The sequence below is a fragment of the Arcobacter lacus genome (assembly GCF_003063295.1).
Lineage (GTDB): Bacteria > Campylobacterota > Campylobacteria > Campylobacterales > Arcobacteraceae > Aliarcobacter > Aliarcobacter lacus.
This window is the reverse complement of sequence record NZ_MUXF01000001.1, coordinates 79400-104960: the sequence shown is the minus strand read 5'-3', so window position 1 is coordinate 104960 and position 25561 is coordinate 79400. Positions and strand designations below refer to the sequence as shown.

Here is a 25561-nt window from a genome sequence, read left to right as displayed (position 1 = left end):
ACCTTTACTCTCCCTTAACTAATTTTTCCATTAATTCTTTTACAGAAATTATTTTATCAATCTTATAACCATTTGAACCAGAGAAAAATAAACCAGTTTCAACATCACCTTTGTATGCTGCTCCCAATCTATCTGCTATACAATAACCAACAAGTTTAGCTTCATGTCCTCTATTACAAGGTGCAACACAGTTAGAAATACATTGAACTTTTGGTGCAGTATGATTTTCTATTGAGAATTGTAGATTTGTTCTAACTCCTCGTGCAGGAAGTCCAACAGGAGATTTCATAAGCTGAATATCTTCTTCTTTTGCATTTAATAAAACATTTTTAAAGTTTGCATCTGCATCACATTCAAAAGTACCAATAAATCTAGTTGCCATTTGAACACCAACACAACCAAGAGCTAAAAATTTATCAATATCTTTTTTATCCCAAACTCCACCAGCTGCAATTATAGGGATATTCCCCCAATTTTTTGCTTCTTCGATAACAGGAGGAACAATGTTTTCTAATTGAAACTCTTCTTTATAACAATCTTCATATTTAAAACCTTGATGCCCACCACTTAATGGTCCTTCAACGATTACTGCATCAGGAATTCTATTATATCTTTGCCATTTTTTGCAAATAAGCTTTAAAGCTCTTGCACTTGAAACAATTGGAACTAATGCAACATCTGGAAAATCTTTTGTAAATTCAGGCATATTTGTAGGAATTCCTGCCCCTGTAATTATGATATTTGCTCCTGCTTCACAGGCATCTCTTACCACTCTTCCATAATCATTTATTGCGTATAGAATATTTGCAGCAAGTGGAAGTTTTCCACAAATTTTTCTTGCGTTATCAAATATTTCTTTTAAAGCATCTTTACTATAAAAATTTATTACATCTTTAGGTTTATCTTTTTTTGTCGTAATATGTACTTTTTCACTTAAGTTTTTATAATAACCAGTACCAACAGCAGAAATTACACCTAATCCACCTTCTAAACTAACTGTTCCAGCTAACTGATCCCAACTAATTCCTACACCCATTCCACCTTGAATAATTGGATGCCTTATTTCATATTTTCCTATTTTCACAATTAGCCTCTCTTACTTTATTATTATCTTAGCGAAACTTTTTTTACCTTTTTGTAAAATGTATTCACCTTTTTCTAAAATTAATTTATCATCACTTATTTTTTCTTGATTTATAGAAACTGCATTTGCTTTAATATCTCGTCTTGCTTGAGAAGTTGAATCTACTAATTTTGAATCAACTAAAGCCTGACAAATCCAAATCTCTTTTTCAAAGTGAAACTCTTCTATCTCTGTTGGAATATCTTTTTTTGCAAATACTTTTTCAAATTCATCTTTAGCTTTTTCTCCAAATCCTGCTCCATGAAATCTATCAACAATTTCCATTGCAAGTTCTTCTTTTACTTTTTTAGGATGTTTTGAACCATTTTCTACATTAATTTTTAATTCTTCAATCTCTTTTAAAGATTTTGAAGATAATAATTCAAAATATCTCCACATAAGTTCATCAGAAATTGATAAAATCTTTCCAAACATATCAAAAGGTTCATCTGTAACACCAATATAGTTACCTAAAGATTTAGACATCTTTTGAACACCATCTAAACCTTCTAAAATTGGCATCATTAAAACAGCTTGTTGTTTTTTAGAGTTATATGCTTTTTGTAAAGTTCTTCCCATTAATAAGTTGAATTTTTGGTCTGTTCCACCTAACTCAACATCTGAATTTAATGCAATTGAATCATACCCTTGAAGTAATGGATATAAAAATTCACTTACTGCTATTGGAGTATTTGAACTATATCTTTTTGAAAAATCATCTCGTTCTAACATTCTAGCAACTGTTAAATTTGAAGCTAAAGCTATAAGTCCAGCAGTTCCTAACTCATTTAACCAAGAGCTATTAAATACTACTTGTGTTTTATTTTCATCTAAAATTTTAAATACTTGTTGTTTATAAGTTTCTGCATTATTTAAAACTTGTTCTCTACTTAATACTTTTCTAGTTTCACTTTTTCCTGTTGGATCACCAATAGTTGCAGTAAAATCACCAATCAAAAATTGTACAATTCCACCAAATTTTTGAAAAAGTGCAAGTTTTTGAATTAAAACTGTATGTCCTAAATGAATATCTGGTGCAGTTGGATCGAATCCTGCTTTTACATAAAAATTTTCACCAGTTTCAAAATATCTTTTTATTAATTTTTCTATTGCTTCAAAATCAATGATTTCAGCAACTCCCCTTTTTATCTCATTTAATGCTTCTAAAACTCTATTATCCATTATATTTTAACCTTTAAATTATTTATTATAAGCATCTTTTTTTGAAAAGAATTCTATAACTTTCACTCTTTTTTCTACGATTTTTCTTACTTCATCAATATTTGATTTATTTGTTTCAAACTCTATTTCACAGTATTGAATATATGTATGTTTTTGTCTTCCGAATGATACTACTAAAATATAGAATTCATTTTGAGAAAGATATGTGAAAATTCTTGCCAATTCTCCTCTTGTATTTGGAATACTTATCAGCATTTTATACTGATAAACACTATTTTTAGTCCAAGTACAAAAGAGCATTTGTTGATTTGTTTTTATTCTATTGTAAGCTTTATCGCACATTTTATGATGAATAATGGCCTCATGACCATTTCTAAATGCAACAATATCATCTCCAAATTTTGGATGACAACAATGGTCAAATGATACAGAATTTATACTGAAATTAGAGTATATTAGCATATTGTCAAATTTAAACTCTTTTATTTTACTAGTTAAAATTTTAAATCTAGCCATTAAACCTTTATCTTTTGCTATCTTTTTTTCAAGCAATAATTTTGTGTGTTTAAAAAAGCTTAAAACAGTTGGAACTTTATATAAAGTTCCAACTGGATAAACATCAGTAATACTTTCATAATATCTTGAAAAAACAGTATTTATGATATTTTTTCCTGATAATTCATCTATCTCTTTTTGTCTTTGAGTACAAAGTATTTTTATTTGTTTTTTTGCTCTTGAAGTTTTTACCATTTCCATCCAAGAACATCTTACAACTACTTCTTCTCCAAGCTCAATATGCACAATATCTGTACTTTTTAAAACAGTTAATAAAGGTTTTTTGATTTTATTTATATAACAAGAAATAGCTTTTTTCCCAATATTTGTATGTACTGCAAAAGCAAAGTCATAAGCAGTTGAACCAACAGGAAGGATAAAAACTTCACCTTTTGGTGAATATACTATTATTTCATCATTAAATAAATTTTCTTTTGCATCAGCGTAAAACTCTTCAATATTTTCATTTGAAAATTCTAATGATTTTAACCAATTAAGATTTGTTGAGTTTTTCACTCCAGATTTATATTGCCAATGAGCAGCAATTCCATATTCTGCAACACTATTCATCTCAAATGAACGAATTTGTATCTCATAAATTTTAGAGTTGTAAAACACTGTTGTATGAATTGTTTGATAACCATTTTCTTTTGGTGTTGCAATATAATCTTTAAATCTTGAAACTAAGGGTTTAAATTCAAGATGGATAAATCCTAAAACTTTATAACAATCTATTGGAGTTTCAACTAAAATCCTAATAGCAAAAAGGTCTAAAACTTCATCAATAGAAATACCTTTTCTTTGCATTTTTAAATAAATTGAGTAATGGTGTTTTATTCTTGAGTAAATTTTTATTTTGTCTGCTTCAAATCCATTTTTTTCTAAAAGATTTTTTGTTGTTGCTATAAAATTATTAAAGCTAAGTTGCATAGAGTGTTCATGTTGCTTTAAAAAATCATCAATTTTTTTGTATTCATCAGGATAAATATAAAAAAATGCTAAATCTTCAAGTTCATTTTTTAAAGTTGAAATTCCTAATCTATTTGCAATAGGAACATAAACTACTAGAGTTTCTTCTGCTATTCTTCTTTGTTTATGATCTGGTAAAACACTAAGAGTTAGCATATTATGAAGTCTATCACAAAGTTTTACTATTAAAACTCTTGCATCATCAATAGATGCAATTAACATTTTTCTAAAAGTTAAAGCTGAAGAGATGATTTTTGAGTTACTTGCATCTTTTGGAGTTATAAATTCATGTTCACGTATCTCAACAATTTTTGTAAGACCATCAACCATGTGAGCTATATCGCTACCCCATTTATCTTTTACAAAATCCAAAGTATAAGCAGTATCTTCTACGACATCATGAAGTAGAGCAGTTGCAATAACTGCTTCATCTTTTGAAAAACTAGCAGTTACACAGGCAACCAATATTGGATGAACACAATAAGGTTCACCACTTTTTCTAAATTGACCTTCATGTGCTTCTATTATAAAATTTATTATTTCATAAAGTTTTGGTGAAATATCAATCAGAGTTTTTAATTTGTTTATAGCATCTTCAACACTGTTTATATGTTGAATTTCTTTAAAAAATTGATTCATAAATTTTCAGATAAAAATATTAAATTAGCAAATTTATTTTTTATCAACTAAACCTTCAATTTTTAAAAGACCAGCAGCAATTTCATCTATTGCGATATCTGTATATTTCATTTTTTGAGTGTTTTGCTCTAAAAGTGGTTTTGCACCTTTACTTAATTCATCTGCTCTTTGACCTACAGCAATTGCTAAAACATATCTATCATTATCAACTTGTTTTAAAGCTTTTGAAATTCTTTCTTCTAATCTAATCATAATTTTTCCTTTAATTAAATATCTATTTTACTATAGAACACTTACTATAATCACCTTTTACAATTCGTAAAAGATTACCTTTTTCATTCATGTTTGTAACAGCTATTGGAAGTTTATTGTCTTTTGCCAAAGCAATTGCAGTATCATCCATAACTTTAATTTGATCTTCTAATGCTCTATCATAAGATAAAGTATCAAGTTTTTGTGCATCAGGATATTTCATTGGGTCTTTATCATAAACTCCATTTACTTTCGTAGCTTTTATAAGCATAGATGCACCAATTTCTGTTGCTCTTAAAGTTGCACCAGTATCTGTTGTGAAATAAGGATTTCCAGTTCCTGCTCCAAATATTACAACTCTTCCTTTTTCAAAGTGTCTCATTGCTTTTCTTACAATAAATGGTTCAGCAATTTGCTCCATTTTTATGGCAGTTTGTAATCTTGCACTAAGACCTTTATATTCTAAAGCTTCTTGCATAGCAACACCGTTTATTACAGTTCCAAGCATTCCCATGTAATCTGCACTTGTTCTTTTTATAACACCATCAGCAGCAGCAGTAACACCTCTGATTATATTTCCTCCACCGATAACAATGGCAACTTCAATACCATTTTCAACTAAACTTTTTATCTCTTCAGCTATATAATCTAATATTTTTGTATCAATACCATAACCCTCTGCACCAGCCAATGCCTCACCAGAAAATTTAACAAGTACTCGTTTGTTCATCTACTTTTTTCCTTCAATAATTTTTGGATTTTATCTAAAAAAGTATTAACAAAAACTTAGCTTAATGCCCATTCATAAAAAGGAGTAGCAATTATTTTGATTTTTGAATCAGGAATCTTTTCATTATTTGAAATAGTAATTATCTGTATTTCTTCAATATTAAATTCAAGTGCATTTTTTATAATCTTTTTTATTAATGAAGCATTTAAAAATGAGTTAAAAAATGGAATAGATATTATGGCTAAATTTTTCGATTTTATATAAAAATCGATGTTATCAAAATAATAAATATCCTCATATTTATTAATTAATTCTAAAAAAATCATATTTGAAAATTCATTTTTAAATTTTTTTGTGTGAGTAACTGATTTTAAAAATGAAAAATTGTAACAAAAAATCTTTTTAGCTGATTTTTCTTGATTGTATTTTGATAAAAAATATATAGTTTTATTATCTTCCAAATTTTTGCAAACTTCATAGAACTTATCTTTTGAAAGTTTTATTTTAGTTTTTAGAAAATTATATAATTGAAAAAGTGACTTCTTCTCATCAATATTTTCTATTATTATTTTTAGTATTTCATAAACTGTTTCATCTTTACAAGATAATTTTATAATTTCTTGTAATCTATGGATTTTTTTGTATTCATCTAAATGAGTAATTTCAGGTAAGTTACCAAATTTAAGATAGTTATTAAAGCTTTGAGTGATATTTTGGTATTTATTATCATGAAGTAAATATTCTTCAAAATCTAAAGCTGTTAGATTTATAGTTTCAAAACTTTGAATCTCTTTTGGATAAGTTGTTGATATTATGATGTTTTCACATTTCGGAATTAAAAATTGGAAGTCAAAATTTTCTAAAACTAGAGTTTTAATTTGGTTATTTTTTATAAATTCTTCTAAGTCATGTGATGTTAGATTTTCATCATTTCTTAAATCAGAAAAATCAATATACAAATACTCTTCAGTTTTAAAATTTGATAGAAAATCATAAATTAAGAAGCTTTTACCAGTTTTTGGAGCACCATATAGTATGGTTTTTGGATTTGTAATTTTTACTTTTCTTTCAATAAAATTTATTTTAGAAAAGTGTATTTCATAACAAGATTCTAAAATATTCATTTTTTATTTTGTATTAAATTTATTGCTTCTTTTATTGCATTTATATAACTTTGAGTGTTTACATTTTCATTTTTATAAGCTATATTAAATGCTGTTCCATGGTCAACAGAAGTTCTAATAATAGGTAAATTTAAACTTACATTAATGCTTTCTTCAAAATATAAAGCTTTTAAAGGAGCAAGTCCTTGATCGTGATACATAGCAACAAAATATTTAAAGTTTTTTCTTGAAAGTGGTGAAAAAACAGTATCTGGAACCATTGGACCTTTGAAAATATCTTTTTGAAAATATTTATTTGCTTTTTTTATCGCTTTAAATATTTCAACTTCTTCATCCCCTAAAACACCATTATCACTTGCATGCGGATTTAATCCAAGTACAGCAATATTTTCAGATTTTACATTTTTATAAAAATCAATTAAAAATTTTGTTAAGTCTTCTTCATTTATTTTTTTTGGAACTTTTTTTAATGCGATGTGTTCAGTAAAAAGTGCCACAAACATTTTTTCACATCCTAACATCATAATTGCATGTTTTCCAAAATAATCTCTTAAAACTTCAGTATGACCTTTGTATCTTATATCTGCTTTATTCCAAGACTCTTTATTTATAGGAAGTGTACAAATAGCATCTACTTCTTTTTTATTAGCTAAATTTATTGCATCCATAAAAGAATTAAATGAGTATTTCCCTGATTTTTTTGAAACTATTCCAGGTTTGATTTCAAAATCACCTTTTGTTTTAAATAATTCAAAATTTTCTGGAATTTTTATTTTTAATAAGTTTGAAGCTTGAGTTAGCATTTTATTATTTATACAATAAATGGGTTGACAAATTTTAGAAATTTCATTATGACATTTTAGAGCAATTTCTATTCCAATACCATTTAAATCACCAATACTTATAGCTATTTTTGGTAATTCTTTAATCATTTTTTATTAACTCTTTCATATCAATAATAGCTTGTTTTAAACCTGTAAATACTGAACGAGCGATAATACTTTGACCAATATTTAACTCTTCAATCTCAGGAATTTTTGAAATAAGTGTAACATTTTGATAATTTAGCCCATGACCAGCAGCGACTTTAAGTCCTAACTTTTTTGCAAATTTTGAAGAAGTTTCTATCTGTTTTATTGATTTAGAAAGTTTTGTTTTTAGTTCACTTTTATTTAATTCTAACTCTTTTATGCAGTGGTGAGTTGAAGCTAAATTTGAATAAAGCATCGCATAAATATTAGCAAATGTTCCTGTATGAAGCTCTATCCATTCAACTTCAAGTTCTTTTGAAAGTTCAATTATTTCATCTTTTGGGTCAATGAAAAGTGAAACTTCAATTTCATTTGCATGAAGTTTATCTATTACTTTTTGAAGTTTTTCAAAGTTTCCTTTTATATCAAGACCACCTTCTGTTGTTACTTCATTTCTATTTTCAGGAACTAAAGTTGCTCTTGAAGGTTTTAATTTACAAACAATATCAATAATATCACTATTTATTGAACATTCTAAATTTACTGGAAGGGATGATTGTTCTATAATTGCTTTTGCATCATTATCATGAATATGACGTCTATCTTCTCTTAAATGAATTGTTATTTGTTCTGCACCACTTAGTTTACAAATACTTAAAGCGTCTAATGGATTTGGATCATTTATTTTTCTAGCTTCTCTTAAAACAGCGATATGATCAATATTTACACCAAGTAACAAAGTAATCCTTTATGATAAATCTTTTAATGTCGCAATATTTGCAGCCAATTTATTTTGAACTTCTAAATATTCAAGTTCTGGTATTGAATCAGCAACAACTCCAGCTCCTGCTTGGAAAATCACACTATCTTTTGTAATCATAGTTGTTCTAATCGTAATTGCACTATCCATATTTCCATCAAATCCAAAATAAGCGATACTTCCAGAATAAAAACTTCGTTTTACCCCTTCATAATAAGCAATTAATTCCATAGCTCTGATTTTTGGCGCTCCTGTCATAGTTCCAGCAGTAAATGTTGCCATAAATAAATCAAACATATCGTATTTATCATCAATTATTGCTTCAACATCAGAAACCATGTGCATTACATGTGAATATCTTTCAACTCTCATTAAATCAGTTACTTTTACAGTTCCAGGACGAGCAACTCTTCCTACATCATTTCTTCCTAAGTCAACAAGCATTAAATGTTCAGCTTTTTCTTTTACATCACTTGATAACTCATTTTCCATTTGTAAATCTTTTTCTAGAGTTTTTCCTCTTTTTCTTGTACCAGCTATTGGTCTTAAAAGAAGATGACCATCGATAAGTCTTACCATAACTTCTGGTGAACTTCCTGCAATACAGAAATCTTCATATTCCAATAAGTATAAATATGGACTTGGATTTTTACTTCTTAAAACTCTATAAAAACTAAGATTATCAACAATTGCTTTTTGAATAAATCTATTTGAAATCAGAATTTGGAAGATATCACCAGCTTTTATCATCTCTTTTGATTTAGCAACTTTTTCAAAAAATTCTTCTTTTGTAAAGTTAAATTTTCCTTCATCCAAAATAGTAGCTTTTTTAATTGGTAAATAGTTGTAAGAGCCAATTAATAAATCTTCAATTGTTTTTAATTCATCTTTTTTTGATTCAACAGATGTGAGAATTACAAGTTTTGATGTTTTATGTGAAAATGCTAAAAGAATATTTGGACGAATTAAATCTAAATCTGGAATATTGATTTGATCTTTTAAGTTTTTCATATAAGCATTTAATTTTGGTTCAAACTCTTTTGCCATATCATAACCGACATTACCAATAAATCCATCAATTAATCCAATACCTAATTTTGATGCTTGTTCTTTATAGATTTGTTTATCAAAATTCTTATAATATTTTTGTAAAAATCTTAAAGGATTTGACTCGACAGTCTCGATTTTACCTTCTTCATTTTTGAAATAACAAGTTTCATTTTCATACCAAATTCTTTCTCTATCACCAATTATTATATAAGAATAATTTCCTTCTGTTGCACTTGAATTTATAGTACTTTCGAATAAAAAAGTAATTTCATCTTTGTAAAGTGATTTTACTTTTTCATAAATTGAAACGGGAGTGAATTGGTCTAAAAAAAGCTCTTTGCTATAAAAATTCATAATTTCTCTTTTAATATTTAACTACAAAAGCACTTGTTACATTTAGTTTTTCTTTTATTGTAGAAACACTTGATGATGCTGTTGAACTTGATGAATAAGGACCAATTAAAAGTTTATTATACATTGTTCCCTTTACCTCTTCTTGAATAACTTTATATTTAAAACCTTCTTTTGTAATGCTATTTAAATAACTTTCACTTGGTCTTTTAGAAAAAGCACCAATTTGTACAAAATAGCCATTTGCTCCTGATGAAAAGTTTTGAGCAGTTGATGATGAAGTTGAATTTCCTTCAACTAAATCTTTTATAGATTTTTTTGTTTCAGTTTTTGCTGTTGTAGCTTTTTCTACAACTTCATCTTTTTTAGTTGCTTTTTTCTCTTCAATTTTTTTGATAGTATCATCCATTTCTTGATTTGAAATAGAATTTTTTGCTTCAGCTTGGTACGTTTCATTTACAGAAGGAGTATTATTAGCTTGGTTTGCTTCTTGAATTGTATTTAATTTTGTATCAGTTGAAGTAGCATTTGGTAATGGAACCATAGTTTCATTTGACTCTTTTCTTGCTCTATCTGTATCAACTATTTTTTGATAATTTGCATCAATTGCATTACTGTTTTCAGATAGTGTTCTCATCTCTGAAGAGTTATTATTTGATGTAAATTGATCTTCTTTTTTTGAATCACTTGTTAAAAGACGAATTATTATAATAGTTAATAAAAATAACACAACAAGTAAAATACCTAAAATTAGGTATTTTTTCTTATTATCTTCACCATTATTTCCAAAAGTTGGATTTTCTAACATAATATTATCAAAATCATGAGGTTCATCTTCAAGTTGATTATTCATAGAATTTCTGTTTAAATTAATTGAAGAAGTTTCTTCTTCAACATTTCTATATGCATTATTAAGATTATTTCCTAAGTTAATGCTATTAATTGATATTCTTGATTCATCAAGTTCTGTTAATTTTCGTTCTAACTCTTCTTTTTCTTGTTGCAGTTGAACTTTCTTTAAAAAATCTTCACCTTTTATTTGCATAATTTATCCTTATTTGTTAAAGCCTTTAATACGTAGCGTTGTTGTAAATAACAAAATTGTTAGCTAATTCTTCTAACTCTTTGCTAATTTTAGCTTGTAAACTAGTGTTGTTTATATCATCTAATACATCACAAATTTTGTTTGCTATTAATTCAAACTCTTTTTCTTTCATCCCTCTAGCAGTTAATGCTGGAGATCCTATTCTAATACCTGATGTTACAAATGGACTTCTTGTTTCTCCTGGTACTGTGTTTTTATTTACAGTTATCCCTGCATTTCCTAAAGCTGCATCTGCATCTTTCCCTGAAAATGGTTTATTTAAAAAACTTACTAATACTAAGTGATTATCTGTTCCACCACTTACTATATCATATCCTCTTTTTGTTAGAACTTCTCCTAACACTCTTGCATTTGCTTTTACTTGTTTTGCATAATCTTTCCATTTTGGATCAAGTATCTCTTTAAATGCTACTGCTTTTGCAGCTATTACATGAACAAGTGGTCCACCTTGAAGTCCTGGGAAAATAGCTGAGTTTATTTTTTTAGCAATCTCTTCATCATCAGTCATTATCATACCACCTCTTGGACCTCTTAAAGTCTTATGAGTTGTAGTTGTAACTACATGAGCATGAGGAAATGGAGATGGATGTTCACCAGCTGCTACAAGACCTGCAATGTGTGCAATATCAGCAAATAAAATAGCTCCAACTGAATCTGCTATTTCTCTAAATCTTTTAAAATCAATCTCTCTTGCATATGCGCTAGCACCACAAACAATGATTTTTGGTTGAGTAATTTTTGCAATCTCTTGAACTTTATCATAATTAATTCTTCCATCAAGTTCTACTCCATAATAGAATGCTTGATAGTTTTGTCCAGAGAATGATGGTTTAGAACCATGAGTTAAATGTCCACCATGAGATAAATCCATACCTAAGATTTTATCACCAGCTTTAATTAATGCTGCATAAACTGCACCATTAGCTTGGCTTCCAGAATGAGGTTGAACATTTGCAAATTTACAACCAAAGATTTTACAAGCTCTATCAATTGCTAATTGTTCTACTTTATCTGCTTGTTCACATCCTCCATAATATCTTTTATATGGATAACCTTCTGCATATTTATTTGTAAATACACTTCCCATTGCTTGCATTACTGCTGGAGATGTGAAATTCTCACTTGCTATCATCTCTAAGTGAGTTGTTTGTCTTTTTAACTCCTCTTCTATGATATCATATACTTCTACATCTGCCTCTTTTAAATTCGCTTCTGTTATATAACTCATTTTGTATTCCTCTTATTAGTTTTTTTCTTCTGAATATAAATCAATTTCTTGTTTTATTGGTTTCATTGCTGGGAACAATAAAACATCTCTAATCGAATGTTCATTTGTTAGCATCATTACCAATCTATCAATACCAATACCTTGCCCAGCTGTTGGAGCCATACCATAAGATAAAGCATTTACAAAATCTTCATCCATTTCATGTGCTTCATCATCACCAGCTTCTTTAGCAGCAATTTGTCCTTCAAATCTTTGAAGTTGATCTATTGGATCATTTAACTCACTGAAAGCATTTGCTATTTCTTTACCAGCAATAAATAACTCAAATCTATCAGTTAAATGAGGTTTTTCATCATTTCTTCTTGCAAGTGGAGAAATTTCAACTGGATATTCTGTAATAAATGTTGGATTTATAAGTTTTGCTTCAACAAATTCATCGAATAGTTCACCTTGAAGTTGACCAAGATTTAAATTTCCATTTGCTTCAAGATTATTTGCTTTTAAAAATGCAAGAATTTTTTCTTTGTCTTCAACTATATCTTGTGGAACACCACCGATTTCATATAAAGATTGAATTAGTGGAATTTCTGTAAATTTATTAAAATCAATTTTTAACTCACCATAAGGTAATACTGTTGGTAAGTTTAAATGTTCAAATAAATAATCAAAATACTCTTTTGTTAAAATAATTAAATCTTTATAAGTTTTATATGCCCAATAAAATTCAATAGAAGTAAATTCAGGATTATGTGTAGCATCCATTCCTTCATTTCTAAAGTTTCTATTGATTTCAAAAACTGCTTCAAATCCACCAACTATTAATCTTTTTAGATAAAGTTCAGGTGCAATTCTTAAAAATCTATCAACACCTAAAGCATTGAAATGAGTAACAAATGGTTTAGCATTTGCTCCACCTGCAATTGGATGCATCATTGGAGTTTCAACTTCTAAGAAACCTTTGTTTTCAAAAAATCTTCTAGTTAAACTTATAACTTTACTTCTAATATGAAAAGTTTTTCTCACTTCACTATTCATAATTAAGTCTAAATATCTTTGTCTATATCTTAGTTCTTTATCTTGAATTCCATGGAATTTTTCAGGAAGTGGAGAGATAGCTTTTGTAAGGATTTTTAAACTATCAGCATGAAGTGAAAGTTCTCCTTGTCCTGTTACAAATGGATAACCAGAAACTTCTATAATATCACCAACTTCAATATTTTTTTTAAAAGTTTCATTGTAAAAGTTTTCTGGTAAATTATCTCTTGCTACATAAATTTGAAGAATTCCACTTTCATCTTCAATTTTAAGAAAACTTGCTTTTCCCATTAGTCTAAAAAATTTGATTCTACCAGCAACTGTATAATTTCTATTTTCATCTCTTTTTTCTTCTAATTGAAAAATATCGCTATTAACATTTAAAAATTTAGTAATTGTACAATTTCTTGAACTCTCATTTGAATATGGATTAATTCCATCTTCTCTTAATTTATTTGCTTTTTCTATTCTTTGTTGTATATATATATTTTCAAACAATTTTAAAATCCTTTATTGATTATCTTCAGTTTTATTTGCAATATCTTTTAGTTTTTCTTTAGTTGTTTTAACTTCTTCTTCAACTGCATCTTTTACACCATCTTCAACAACTTCTTGAACATTGTTTAAAGTTGAATCAACTTCTTCTTTTATCTCTTGAGTTGTATTTTGAATAGTAGAAGGAGTATCTGTAACTGTTTCAATCGCTTTATCAATATTATTTGTCAAAGCAGTTGTATCAAGTTTTATAATGTATGAACCAACATCAAGCAAGTAAGGCATTAAAATAGAAGTTTTAAACTGTTCATCGATAACTTTTCTAAACGAATTAACTTGGTAAAGTGCATAAGCAATAACAGAAAATATTAAAAATATCTTAGCCATTCCAAATAAAAACCCAAAAAATCTATCAATTATTCCTAATCCGCTAGCTGAAAATATTTTACTTACAACAACACCAGCACTATAAGCAATAAGCCAAACAATAACTAACGCAATTACAAATCCAATAAGTTTAATAGTAGCTTGATTTTCTAAAACTAAAATTGGAGCTATCAATTCTCCTGTTTGAGTAGAGATTCTAGAAGCAACAAAAATTGCTCCAATTATACCTACAATTCCAAAGATTTCTTTAATAATTCCTCTAAAAAGTCCCTTTAATCCTAATAAAAGAGTGATAGTAATTATAACTAAATCAAAAATTGCAATATTTTGCATAAAAATAATCCTTTTTTTTCAATAATCCGTGAATTTTAGCGAATTTTTTCAAAATAGAAGTTTAATTGAAATCAATTATAAAGTTTGTACCCTTATAATTTATATTTTTATATTCAAATTCTACATTTTTTATATCAATTTTAGATTTAAGATTATTTACAAAAAATTCTTGAACAATATAAAGACCAAGTCCTACTCCAAATGATTGATGTTTCGTTGTAAAATATGGTTCTAATACTTTTTGAAGATCTTCTTCATTTATACCTTCTGCATTATCTTTTATTTGTAAAACTTTATTTGAAAAATCAATAAAAATAAATCTTTCTTCCTCTTTTTTATTTTGAATTAAAGCATAAACTGAATTATCTAAAATATTTAAAATAGCTTGCGAAAAATCATTTCTATTACAATTTACAACCATATCTGTATCATATGTAAATTGACATTTTATAGAGTTTTTTTCAAAAATTGAATCAAAGAAATTTATAGTATCTTTTAAAGCTTCAACAAATGAAAAGTTAGTAATTAAATCTTCTTTTGGAAAGAAATTTGTAAAATTTTCAATAGTATTTGATAATTTTTGAGTATTGTTTATTATTGCATCACAAGAGTTGTTAAACATAAAATCATCTAAATTATTTAACTCTTTTTGTAGTTTTAAACCACTTGCAATTGTACTGATTACACTTAAAGGCTGTCTCCACTGATGAGCTACATTTTTTAATGTATCTGCAATTGCTGCAATTTTTGATTGTTGATAAAGAAATCTATCTTTTTCTTTATCTTCTTCTATTTTTACTAAATCTTGAGTTATATCACTTAAAGTTGCAATTATAAAATTTTCACTTGCTATTTTCGATGTTTTTAAAGAAAAATGTCTTATTTCACTATTTTCATTTTTCATTGCAACTCTAAAATTCTTTTTATCATTTTCTAAAACATATTCTGCCCAGTTTTTACCGTTGTAATCTTTTTCAAAAATATAATTTTCGTCTTTCATATCAATAAAGGCTTTACAAATACAGATATATTTTTCTTTAAACTCTTTTAAATTGGATACATCTTTAAAAAATTCAAAAAGTTTTTTATTCGCATCTATAATCTCTTTGCCATTTGTAATTACAATTATGCTTAATTGAGAATCTAAAATAGATTGTTTTTTATTCTCTTGATGTTTAATCTTTTTTAAATAAATTGTATAAAAATAAATTAAAAATGAAAAAAACAAAATAATCAAAGTAATAACAGAAGTCATAATAATTTGAACTTTAAAAGATTTAATTATTTGGGTATCAATATTTTTAAAATCTAAAAAATTTATTATAGAAGCTAATTTTTCACCATTTTTGTCAAAAAGAGGATAATTTGAAATCAAATATCCATTTTCAATAGTAAAATCTGAAATATTTATATATTTTTCAACACCATTTTTCCTTACATAATTGACAAATGCTATATTTGCATTTTTATTTGCTACATAATAATCATCAATAAATATATTTGTATAAGGGAATTTTATAGTATCTTTATATTTTTTTTCAGTAATTACAAGTGATTCGATATTATTATCTTTCAAATCTTTTGTTATTGAATTAAAATGAGTTATTACTTCTAATGCTCCTTGAAAATTATTTTCATTGTCATAGATTGGTGCTCGTGCTTTTAATGTAAGGTTAAATATACCGACACTAATTGAAGTTGAAATGGATTGAATTGTTAAAGTATTTTTTAAATCTTTTCTAAAAAGTAAATTATCACCTTTTTTATCTGTCCAAGAACGATAGATGCTATTTCCACTTTTATCTACTATTTGTATCCAAACATTTTTATATTTAGAGTTTTGAGCAATCTCATCAACTATTTTTTGATAATTTAATTTTTCATATTTTTCATCTTTCATAAATTTGTATAAGTTATCATTTTTAGTTAAGGCTAAAGCAATAGCCAAAGTTGTATTCTGTTTATCTTCAATTAAACTTTCAGTAGTTTTAATGATGTTCTTATTAGTTGTATTATAAATTGAGGTTAAAAGATTTTTTTGTTTGGTAGTTATATAATAGTACGTTCCAACTATAATCATAAATGTAACAAATAAAAATAACAAAATTATCATATAAATATTTTTCTTTGATTGCATAAAACAGTAACTTATTTTTATATTTGAAATTAAACGATTATATAAAATAACATCTTTTTTTTTTATTAAAAAGTTTTCATATTAAATTAATATTTATGTCGATAAAATTTCACTTATGATAAAAAGATATCCAACAAAACAAATATATGTAGGAAATATTCCTATTGGTGGTGATGCACCAATTCCAGTACAATCAATGACATATTCAAAAACATCAGATGTGAAAGCAACAGTTGATCAAATCACAAGATTACATTTTGCTGGTGCTGATATAGTAAGAGTTGCAGTTCCAAATAAGGAAGCTGCCGATGCATTAAAAGAGATAAAATCCCAAGTTCAATTACCACTTGTAGCAGATATACATTTTCATTATAAACTAGCTTTAATTGCTGCTGAAGTTGTGGATTGTATAAGAATAAATCCAGGAAATATTGGTGATAAAAAAAGAGTTCAAGAAGTTGTTCGTGCTTGTCAACAGCGAAATATACCTATTAGAATTGGAGTAAATTCAGGGTCACTTGAAAAAGAGTTTGAAGATAAATATGGACAAACACCAGAAGGTATGGTTGCAAGTGCAGATTATAATATCAAATATCTTGAAGATTTAGGATTTACAGATATTAAAGTTTCACTAAAAGCAAGTGATGTTCAAAGAACTGTTGAAGCTTATAGAAAATTAAGACCTATGAATAATTATCCTTTCCATTTAGGAGTTACTGAAGCTGGAACACAATTTCATTCAACTATAAAATCTTCTATTGCATTAGGTGCTTTGTTACTTGATGGAATAGGTGATACTTTAAGAGTTTCTATGACAGGTGAGTTAGAAGAAGAGATAAAAGTGGGGCGAGCAATACTTAAAGATGTTGGAATTGCAAAAGAGGGTTTAAATATTATTTCTTGTCCAACATGTGGAAGAATAGAAGCTGATTTAGTAAGTGCAGTATCTGAAATAGAAAAAAGAACAGCACATATAAAAACTCCACTTGATGTTTCAGTTATGGGATGTGTTGTAAATGCTATTGGAGAAGCTAAAAGTGCAGATGTTGCAATAGCTTTTGGAAAAGGTAGTGGATTAGTGATGAAAAAAGGTGAAATTATAGAAAAACTTTCTGGCGAAGCTTTAATAAATAAATTTATTGAAGAAGTTGAATTTGAGGCCAAAAAGAGAAGTTAATGGATTCTATCTTAGATATATCAAATTTTCAAAAATTTTTAAAAGATGAAGAAGAGATAATAATTGATGAATTTTTGAGAAAATATATTATAAATTTTAGAAAAATAGAAGATGAAGAATCACAAAAAATAGAATCTTTTTTTACTTTGGTTATCAGATATATTTGCAATGGTGATATAAAAAATGCAACTTTAGTTTATAAGGATCTAATCGATTACAATATAAAGTTGGATATACCTTATATCATGTTAACATATGAACTTATAAATCTTAAAAAAATTATCTTACAAAAACTACTATATAAAGATGTACGAGATGAACTTATGCAACTATATAAGTTGCATATGATTTTTGAAGATATGATAGCTAAGACATATTTAAACAAGTATATAACAGACTTAAATAAAAAAAATAGTTTTAGTTTATCTAATCTAAGTGGAATAGCAAAAAACAATATAGTTTATTATTATAAAATGCATTTAGAGTGGTTGGAAAATCTATGTAAATCTATTGTTTCATCAGATATAAATATTTTTCCTGAGATAGATCACTCTTTATGTACTTTTGGAAAATGGCTAAATAAAGAAGGTTTAGAAATCATAAAAAATAGTTCAAAATATAAAAATATTTCTAAACTTCATGAAAATTTACATTTTTTTGCAAAACAGATTAAAAATTGTCTTATTGAAACGCAGGGCAATAATCATATTATTTTGATTTATTTAGAAAAGTGTGAAATGTTATCTTTATCTTTAGGTACAGAACTTGCCTTGATTGATAACACTTTGATAAACTTAGAAGCTTCAAAAGATCCATTAACTGGAGCTTTAAATAGACAAAAATTAAGTCAGTTGTATCAAAATCAATTAGAAATCTCATTTGCAACTTTTGAACCTTTTGTTATTGCTATGTGTGATTTTGACCACTTTAAAAATATAAATGATACTTTTGGACATTTAGCTGGTGATAAGATGTTAAAAAATTTTGTCCATATTGCAAAAAAACATCTAAGAACTTCAGATATAATCATAAGATATGGTGGTGAAGAATTTATGATAATTCTTCCTGCAATAAATACAAAAAAGGCAAAAGATATTTTAAATAAAATTAGAGAAGATATTGCTGATTTTGTTTTAAACTTGGACGAAAATAAAATCTCAACAACTATTAGTATAGGAATGATAGAAATTTATCCAGAAAATGGAAATAATAGTTATTTTAAAAACTTTGAAAATACTATTTCATTGGTTGATAAAAAGCTATATGAAGCAAAAAATAGCGGAAGAAATACTATTTGTTGATATTTATTTATCCCTAACTTAGTTTTGGCTAAAATATCCATCTTTTATTATTGGGAGTAAAAATGGATAGTGTTTATAGTATAAATATAGAAAGAGCTGTTTTAAGTTCGATTTTTTTTAATCCTGAAGAGTTAGAAGATATTTTAGGAATTTTAAAACCAAAAGATTTTTATCTACCTGCACATAAAAAAATCTTTGAAGTAATGGTTAAACTTCATGACGAAGGTATGCCAATTGACGAAGATTTTATTAGAAATAAAGTAAATTCAAAAGATGTAGATGATTCTATACTTCTTGAAATACTATCTGCAAATCCAATTACAAACACTTTAGCTTATGTAAGAGAAATAAAAGATAGTTCAGTTAAAAGAGAACTAGCTTCATTGGCAACAACTATAAAAAAAGTTGCTATTGAAGATGAAGTAAGTGCAAATGAAGCACTAGATACTATTCAAGGTGAGTTATATAAAATCTCAACTGATAGTGCAACTTCTGAATTAAAAGATATGCAATCAATTACTCATTCAACTCTATCTTATATTGAAAAGATGAAAAAACTTGGTAATAAACACTTAATTGGTGAAACAACAGGTTTTGATGCACTTGATAGAAGAACAACAGGTTTTAATGAAGGAGATTTAGTAATAATTGCAGCGCGTCCTGCGATGGGAAAAACGGCACTTGTTTTAAATATGGCACTAAAAAATGTAGAAAGAGGAAAAGGTGTAATATTTTTCTCTCTTGAGATGCCAGCAGAGCAACTAATGCTTAGGATGTTATCTGTTAAAACTTCTATTCCATTACAAAACTTAAGAAAAGGTGATATGGATGATGCTCAATGGTCAAATTTGAGTTCAGCTTTTGATAACTTAAATACAAAAAAACTTTTTGTTGATGATGGTGGAAGTGTAAATATTAATCAACTTCGAGCAAGAGTGAGAAAACTTGCTCAAAATGAAGATAATAATATAAAACTTGTAATTATCGATTATCTTCAACTTATGCAAGGAATTGGTACAAAAGATAGACATCAAGAAGTTTCTGATATCTCAAGAGGTCTTAAGATGCTAGCAAGGGAACTTAAAATCCCTATTATTGCTTTATCTCAACTAAATCGTGGACTTGAAAGCAGACCCGATAAAAGACCAATGTTAAGTGACTTAAGAGAATCTGGAGCAATAGAACAAGATGCTGATATTATCATGTTTGTTTATAGAGATGATGTTTATAAAGAAAGAGATGAAGCAAGAAAAGAGAAAGAAGCAAAAGATAAAGGTGAAGATTATAAATCAAAATTTATAAATAAACCAATAGAAGAAGCTGAAATAATAATAGGAAAACAAAGAAATGGACCTATAGGTACTGTAAAACTTGATTTCCACAAAAATTTAACTAAATTTTTGGATAAAGAGAATGAACATGGTGCTGCTCCAATAGAAGTTATTTTTGAAAATGTAGCAGATATAGAAAAAGAAACAAATATTGATATACCGAATATCTTATAATTATTTCTAATAATTATAAGTTGATTTGTAGTAAAATAAAAAGATAATTTCAATGGGAAAAATATGCAGAACGAAAAATATTTACAAGAAGATGAAATAGATTTAAGAGAGTTATTTAAAACTCTCTGGAAACATAAAATATTTATTTTAGTATTTACCTCTATGGTAACTTTTATTGCTTTAATTTATGTCTTATTAAAAAATCCTATTCCTATTTATCAGGGTAAAATGTATTTGGAAATAGGACAAATACAAGATAAAAATTTTGCTCCTATGAGTATTGAAAAAGTTACTGACTTAGCATATATTCTAAACCTTGAATTTAAAGTAAACTCGAATATTCCTAAAAATACTTTTAATCTTATAGAAATTACTTTTGATAATATAGATAAAAATGTTATAAGTGAAACTTTAACAAGAGTTAAAGGTTTTGTTCTTGAAAAACATAAAAAACTGATAAGTTTTTATGAAAGTGCTATTATGACAAAACAGATTGGTGATATAATAATCTCAAATGAGCCTATAAATAAACCTAAAAAATCTCTTATTATAACTGCTGCTTTTGTGACAGGATTTATACTATCAATATTTTTAGTATTTTTTATGCAATTTATAAGAACTTTGAAGAAAGAAGAAATAAAATAATGACTAAAAATGAACAAAATATAAAATATAAAATAGCAATAGCAGGAACAGGATATGTAGGTTTATCAAATGGCTTACTTCTATCTCAACACAATGAAGTAATAGCACTTGATATAGTTCCACAAAAAGTTGAAATGCTAAATAATAAAATATCACCAATAGAAGATAAAGAAATAGAAGAGTATTTAAAAAAAGAAAATATAAATTTTAAAGCAACTTTGGATAAAAATGAAGCTTATAATGACGCTGATTTTATAATTATCGCAACACCAACAGACTATGATGAAAAGACTAATTATTTTAATACAAAATCTGTTGAAGCAGTTATAAAAGATGTACTTGAAATAAATCCAAATGCTACAATGGTTATCAAATCAACTGTACCAGTTGGATATACAAAAGAAGTAAGAGAAAAATTTGAAACTTCTAATATTATCTTTTCACCAGAATTTTTACGAGAAGGAAAAGCTTTATATGATAACTTGTATCCAAGTAGAATAATTGTAGGCGAACAATCAAAAAGAGCTGAAACTTTTGCAAAATTATTAGAACAAGGTGCTATAAAAAAAGATATTCCAGTATTATTTACAGATTCAACTGAAGCTGAAGCTATAAAACTATTTTCAAATACTTATCTTGCTATGAGAGTTGCATATTTTAATGAACTTGACTCTTATGCACAAACACACGATCTTGATACAAAACAGATAATTGATGGTGTAGGACTTGATCCAAGAATAGGAACGCATTATAACAATCCTAGTTTTGGGTATGGAGGATATTGTCTTCCAAAAGATACTAAACAACTTTTAGCAAATTATAGTGAGGTACCAAGTAATCTAATAGAAGCTATTGTAAAATCGAACTCTACAAGAAAAGATTTTATAGCAGATAGTATTATTAGAAAAAATCCAAAAATTGTAGGTATTTATAGACTTGTGATGAAAACTGGAAGTGATAATTTTAGAAGTTCTGCAATACAAGGAATAATGAAAAGAATAAAAGCAAAAGGTATAGAAGTAGTAGTATATGAGCCTGTATTAGATGAAGATACTTTCTTTAACTCAAAAGTGATAAAAGATTTAAGTGAGTTTAAAAAGATATCAGATGTCATAGTAGCAAATAGACTAAGTGATATTTTAAAAGATGTAGAAGACAAAGTTTATACTAGAGATATTTTTGGAAATGATTAAGGGGAAATAATTGAAGATATTAGTTACAGGAACAGCGGGATTTATAGGAAGTCATTTGGCTATAAAATTACTTGAAAGAGGAGATGAAGTAGTAGGACTTGATAATATAAACGATTACTACGACCAAAATGTAAAGTATGGAAGACTTCAAAGAGGTGGGATAATAAATAACATAGAAGATGGTAAAAATATACCTTATGGAAAACTAATAACTTCTATAACAAATCCTAATTATAAATTTATCAAAATAAATCTTGAAGATAAAAATTCTATGATGAAACTTTTTGAAACAGAAAAGTTCGATGCGGTTTGTAACTTAGCAGCTCAAGCAGGAGTAAGATATAGTTTAACAAATCCTGATGCATATATGGATAGTAATATTATAGGATTTATGAATATTTTAGAAGCCTGTCGACATAATAATGTAAAAAATTTATCTTATGCAAGTAGTTCATCTGTTTATGGACTAAATGAAGAACTTCCTTTTTCAACAAATCACAATGTAGATCATCCTATTAGTCTTTACGCAGCTAGTAAAAAATCAAATGAACTTATGGCTCACACTTATAGCCATCTTTTTGGGATATCTACAACGGGTTTGAGATTTTTTACTGTTTATGGACCATGGGGAAGACCTGATATGGCACTATTTTTATTTACAAAAGCGGCATTAGAAGGAAATAAAATAGATGTGTTTAATAATGGTGAAATGCTAAGAGATTTTACTTATATAGATGATATTGTTGAAGGTGTAATAAGAGTTATAGATAATCCTGCAAAATCTGACAAAAATTGGAATGGAAAAACAGGAGAGACTTCGACTTCATCGGCTCCATACAAAATCTATAATATAGGAAATAATAATCCTGTTAAACTTATGGATTTTATAAATGCTATTGAAAATAAATTAGGTAAAATTATAGAAAAAAATATGATGCCAATACAAGCAGGAGATGTTCCAGCAACTTATGCTGATGTCAGTGATTTAGTTCAAAATTTGGGTTATAAACCAGCTACAGCTATACAAGATGGTATAAATAAGTTTGTAGATTGGTATTTGGAATTTTTTGGATATGATAAGAAAGGAAATAAAATAAAATGAGTAAAATTTGTGTAATTGGTCTTGGATATGTTGGGCTTCCTTTAGCTCATGCTTTTAGTAGTAAATATGAAGTAGTAGGTTTTGATATATCAAAATGGAGAATAGATGAACTTTCAAGTGGATATGATAGAACATTAGAACTAACAGAAAATCAAGTAAAAGAAGCAATAAAAAATGGTATGAAATTTTCATTAGATATAAATGATATAAAAGAGTGTAATATTTATATTGTAACCGTTCCAACGCCAATAGACAAAAACAAAAGACCTGACTTAACTCCTTTAATAAAAGCTAGCGAAACAGTAGGAAAAGTTCTTAAAAAAGATGATATAGTTATTTATGAATCAACAGTTTATCCAGGTGCAACAGAAGAAGACTGTGTTCCTGTGCTTGAGAAATTCTCAAATTTAAAATTTAATGTTGATTTCTTCTGTGGATATAGCCCAGAAAGAATCAATCCAGGGGATAAAGAGCATACTGTTACTAAAATACTTAAAGTAACTTCAGGAAGTACTCCTGAAATTGGTAAAAAAGTAAATGAATTATATGCAAGTATCATAACAGCTGGTACTCATCTAGCACCTACAATAAAAGTTGCAGAAGCTGCAAAAGTTATAGAAAACTCTCAAAGAGATATAAATATAGCTTTTGTAAATGAACTAGCAATTATTTTTAATAAACTTGGTATCAATACAAATGATGTTTTAGCAGCAGCTGGAACTAAATGGAATTTTTTGCCATTTAGACCGGGATTAGTTGGAGGACATTGTATCGGTGTAGATCCATACTATCTTACTCATAAAGCTCAAAGTATAGGTTATAACCCTGAAATCATACTAGCAGGAAGAAGACTAAATGATAATATGGGAATCTATGTAGCTAATCAAGTAATAAAATTAATGATAAAAAAAGGTCATAAAATAGAAGGTTCAAATGTTCTAGTACTTGGAATTACTTTTAAAGAAAATTGTCCAGATATAAGAAATAGTAGAGTAATAGATGTAATAGAAGAACTACAAGAGTTTGGATGTAATATAGATATTTATGATCCATGGGCAGATGCAAAAGAAGTGGAACATGAATATAATTTAAAACTAATAAAAGAGTTAAATATAGCTAAATATGAAGCGATAGTTTTAGCTGTAGCTCACAATGAATTTAAAGAATTAAAACTTAAAACAGATAATAATGTAGTATTTGATATTAAATCTATTTTAGATGAAACAGATGGGAGATTATAAAGATGCCAAATAAAAAAAATTTTGCACTTATTGGGGCAAGTGGTTATATTGCACCAAGACATATGAAAGCTATTAAAGATACAGGTAATGAACTTGTAGCAGCACTTGATCCTTATGATGGTATTGGTATTATGGATAGTAATTTTCCAGAAGCTTCTTTTTTTACAGAATTTGAAAGATTTGACAGATTTGTTGATAAATGGCATAGAGATGGAAATAAAAAAATAGAATATATGGCTATTACTACTCCAAATTACTTGCATGATAGTCATATAAGATTTGCATTAAAAAGTGGAGCTCATGCAATTTGCGAAAAACCTTTAGTTTTAAATCCTCATAATATAGATCAGCTTGAAATAATTGAAAAAGAGACTGGCAAAAAAGTTTATAATATATTGCAGTTAAGACTTCATGACTCTATAATTGCATTAAAAGAAAAAATTTCTAAAGAGTTAGAAAAAAATCCAAATAAAATATATGATATTGATTTGACATATTTAACAAGCCGTGGAAAATGGTATTTTGTATCGTGGAAAGGTGATGAATCAAAATCTGGTGGAATAGCTTCAAATATTGGAGTTCATTTTTTTGATATGTTATCTTGGATATTTGGTCCAATAGAAGAAAATCTTGTTCATTTAAAACAAGCAGATGCAAATGCTGGTTATATGAAACTAAAAAATGCTAATGTTAGATGGTTTTTATCAGTGAATTATGATTATATTCCAGATGAAATAAAAGCTACAGGAAAAAGAACATTTAGAAGTATAACAGTTGATGGTGAGGAGTTTGAATTTAGTGATGGTTTTACTGATTTACATACAAAAAGTTACCAACATATATTAAATGGTGAAGGTTTTGGATTAAAAGAAGCTAGAAATTCAATCAATATAGTTTCTGAAATAAGAAAACTTAATCCTATTGGACTAGTAGGAGACTATCATCCTTTTTGTAAAAAAATATTAGGTTAA

Annotated in this window: 22 protein-coding genes; 8 read left to right on the top strand and 14 right to left on the bottom strand. The window is 27.2% G+C overall.

What is annotated here, in order from left to right:
* Positions 1 to 4: 4 nt before the first annotated feature.
* The 14 genes from B0175_RS00610 to B0175_RS00545 form a co-directional block, all read right to left on the bottom strand.
* On the bottom strand, positions 5 to 1084 hold the full coding sequence (locus B0175_RS00610; RefSeq protein ID WP_108526814.1) for a nitronate monooxygenase: 1080 nt from the start codon (positions 1082 to 1084) through the stop codon (positions 5 to 7).
* A gap of 12 nt (positions 1085 to 1096) precedes the next feature.
* Complete coding sequence (tyrS, locus tag B0175_RS00605) at positions 1097 to 2305, bottom strand: tyrosine--tRNA ligase (RefSeq protein ID WP_108526813.1); 1209 nt, start codon at positions 2303 to 2305, stop codon at positions 1097 to 1099.
* 18 nt (positions 2306 to 2323) lie between these two features.
* The gene (locus tag B0175_RS00600; protein ID WP_108526812.1) at positions 2324 to 4468 is read right to left on the bottom strand and encodes a RelA/SpoT family protein; all 2145 of its coding nucleotides are present in this window, start codon (positions 4466 to 4468) and stop codon (positions 2324 to 2326) included.
* Positions 4469 to 4501: 33 nt separating this feature from the next.
* Positions 4502 to 4720, bottom strand: coding sequence for a DNA-directed RNA polymerase subunit omega (locus B0175_RS00595; protein WP_108526811.1), 219 nt, complete (start codon positions 4718 to 4720; stop codon positions 4502 to 4504).
* 22 nt (positions 4721 to 4742) lie between these two features.
* The gene (gene pyrH / locus B0175_RS00590) at positions 4743 to 5450 is read right to left on the bottom strand and encodes a UMP kinase (RefSeq protein WP_108526810.1); all 708 of its coding nucleotides are present in this window, start codon (positions 5448 to 5450) and stop codon (positions 4743 to 4745) included.
* A gap of 56 nt (positions 5451 to 5506) precedes the next feature.
* Entirely contained in the window at positions 5507 to 6574 is a 1068-nt protein-coding gene (locus B0175_RS00585; protein WP_108526809.1) for an ATP-binding protein, read from the bottom strand.
* Positions 6571 to 7506 (bottom strand): 4-hydroxythreonine-4-phosphate dehydrogenase, encoded by a 936-nt coding sequence (gene pdxA, locus B0175_RS00580; RefSeq protein WP_108526808.1) that lies wholly within the window; start codon positions 7504 to 7506, stop codon positions 6571 to 6573. The genes B0175_RS00585 and pdxA overlap by 4 nt, the downstream gene beginning before the upstream one ends.
* Complete coding sequence (locus B0175_RS00575; protein ID WP_108526807.1) at positions 7499 to 8284, bottom strand: pyridoxine 5'-phosphate synthase; 786 nt, start codon at positions 8282 to 8284, stop codon at positions 7499 to 7501. Before B0175_RS00575 ends, pdxA begins: the two co-directional genes overlap by 8 nt.
* A 9-nt stretch (positions 8285 to 8293) precedes the next feature.
* Positions 8294 to 9709: an anthranilate synthase component I family protein gene (locus tag B0175_RS00570; protein WP_108526806.1), complete on the bottom strand. Its 1416-nt coding sequence runs from the start codon at positions 9707 to 9709 to the stop codon at positions 8294 to 8296.
* Positions 9710 to 9719: 10 nt separating this feature from the next.
* Entirely contained in the window at positions 9720 to 10751 is a 1032-nt protein-coding gene (locus B0175_RS00565; RefSeq protein WP_108526805.1) for an SPOR domain-containing protein, read from the bottom strand.
* 25 nt (positions 10752 to 10776) lie between these two features.
* Positions 10777 to 12039, bottom strand: coding sequence for a serine hydroxymethyltransferase (locus B0175_RS00560; protein WP_108526804.1), 1263 nt, complete (start codon positions 12037 to 12039; stop codon positions 10777 to 10779).
* A gap of 15 nt (positions 12040 to 12054) precedes the next feature.
* Positions 12055 to 13572: a lysine--tRNA ligase gene (gene lysS / locus B0175_RS00555; protein WP_108526803.1), complete on the bottom strand. Its 1518-nt coding sequence runs from the start codon at positions 13570 to 13572 to the stop codon at positions 12055 to 12057.
* Positions 13573 to 13584: 12 nt separating this feature from the next.
* The gene (locus B0175_RS00550) at positions 13585 to 14289 is read right to left on the bottom strand and encodes a CvpA family protein (protein ID WP_108526802.1); all 705 of its coding nucleotides are present in this window, start codon (positions 14287 to 14289) and stop codon (positions 13585 to 13587) included.
* A gap of 61 nt (positions 14290 to 14350) precedes the next feature.
* Positions 14351 to 16402: a sensor histidine kinase gene (locus B0175_RS00545; protein WP_210004200.1), complete on the bottom strand. Its 2052-nt coding sequence runs from the start codon at positions 16400 to 16402 to the stop codon at positions 14351 to 14353.
* Between the two features lie 139 nt (positions 16403 to 16541).
* Here B0175_RS00545 and ispG point away from each other — a divergent pair, with 139 nt between their 5' ends.
* From ispG to B0175_RS00505, 8 genes are all read left to right on the top strand, one after another.
* The gene (ispG, locus tag B0175_RS00540) at positions 16542 to 17603 is read left to right on the top strand and encodes a flavodoxin-dependent (E)-4-hydroxy-3-methylbut-2-enyl-diphosphate synthase (protein ID WP_108526800.1); all 1062 of its coding nucleotides are present in this window, start codon (positions 16542 to 16544) and stop codon (positions 17601 to 17603) included.
* Positions 17603 to 18904, top strand: a complete 1302-nt coding sequence (locus B0175_RS00535) for a diguanylate cyclase (RefSeq protein WP_108526799.1) — start codon at positions 17603 to 17605, stop codon at positions 18902 to 18904. The genes ispG and B0175_RS00535 overlap by 1 nt, the downstream gene beginning before the upstream one ends.
* A gap of 62 nt (positions 18905 to 18966) precedes the next feature.
* Positions 18967 to 20409: a replicative DNA helicase gene (locus B0175_RS00530; RefSeq protein WP_108526798.1), complete on the top strand. Its 1443-nt coding sequence runs from the start codon at positions 18967 to 18969 to the stop codon at positions 20407 to 20409.
* A gap of 63 nt (positions 20410 to 20472) precedes the next feature.
* Positions 20473 to 21054, top strand: a complete 582-nt coding sequence (locus B0175_RS00525) for a Wzz/FepE/Etk N-terminal domain-containing protein (RefSeq protein WP_108526797.1) — start codon at positions 20473 to 20475, stop codon at positions 21052 to 21054.
* Positions 21054 to 22247: a nucleotide sugar dehydrogenase gene (locus tag B0175_RS00520; protein ID WP_108526796.1), complete on the top strand. Its 1194-nt coding sequence runs from the start codon at positions 21054 to 21056 to the stop codon at positions 22245 to 22247. The genes B0175_RS00525 and B0175_RS00520 overlap by 1 nt, the downstream gene beginning before the upstream one ends.
* Before the next feature lie 10 nt (positions 22248 to 22257).
* On the top strand, positions 22258 to 23349 hold the full coding sequence (locus tag B0175_RS00515; RefSeq protein ID WP_108526795.1) for an NAD-dependent epimerase: 1092 nt from the start codon (positions 22258 to 22260) through the stop codon (positions 23347 to 23349).
* Complete coding sequence (gene tviB, locus B0175_RS00510; RefSeq protein ID WP_108526794.1) at positions 23346 to 24590, top strand: Vi polysaccharide biosynthesis UDP-N-acetylglucosamine C-6 dehydrogenase TviB; 1245 nt, start codon at positions 23346 to 23348, stop codon at positions 24588 to 24590. The genes B0175_RS00515 and tviB overlap by 4 nt, the downstream gene beginning before the upstream one ends.
* Positions 24591 to 24592: 2 nt before the next feature.
* Positions 24593 to 25561, top strand: a complete 969-nt coding sequence (locus B0175_RS00505) for a Gfo/Idh/MocA family protein (RefSeq protein WP_108526793.1) — start codon at positions 24593 to 24595, stop codon at positions 25559 to 25561.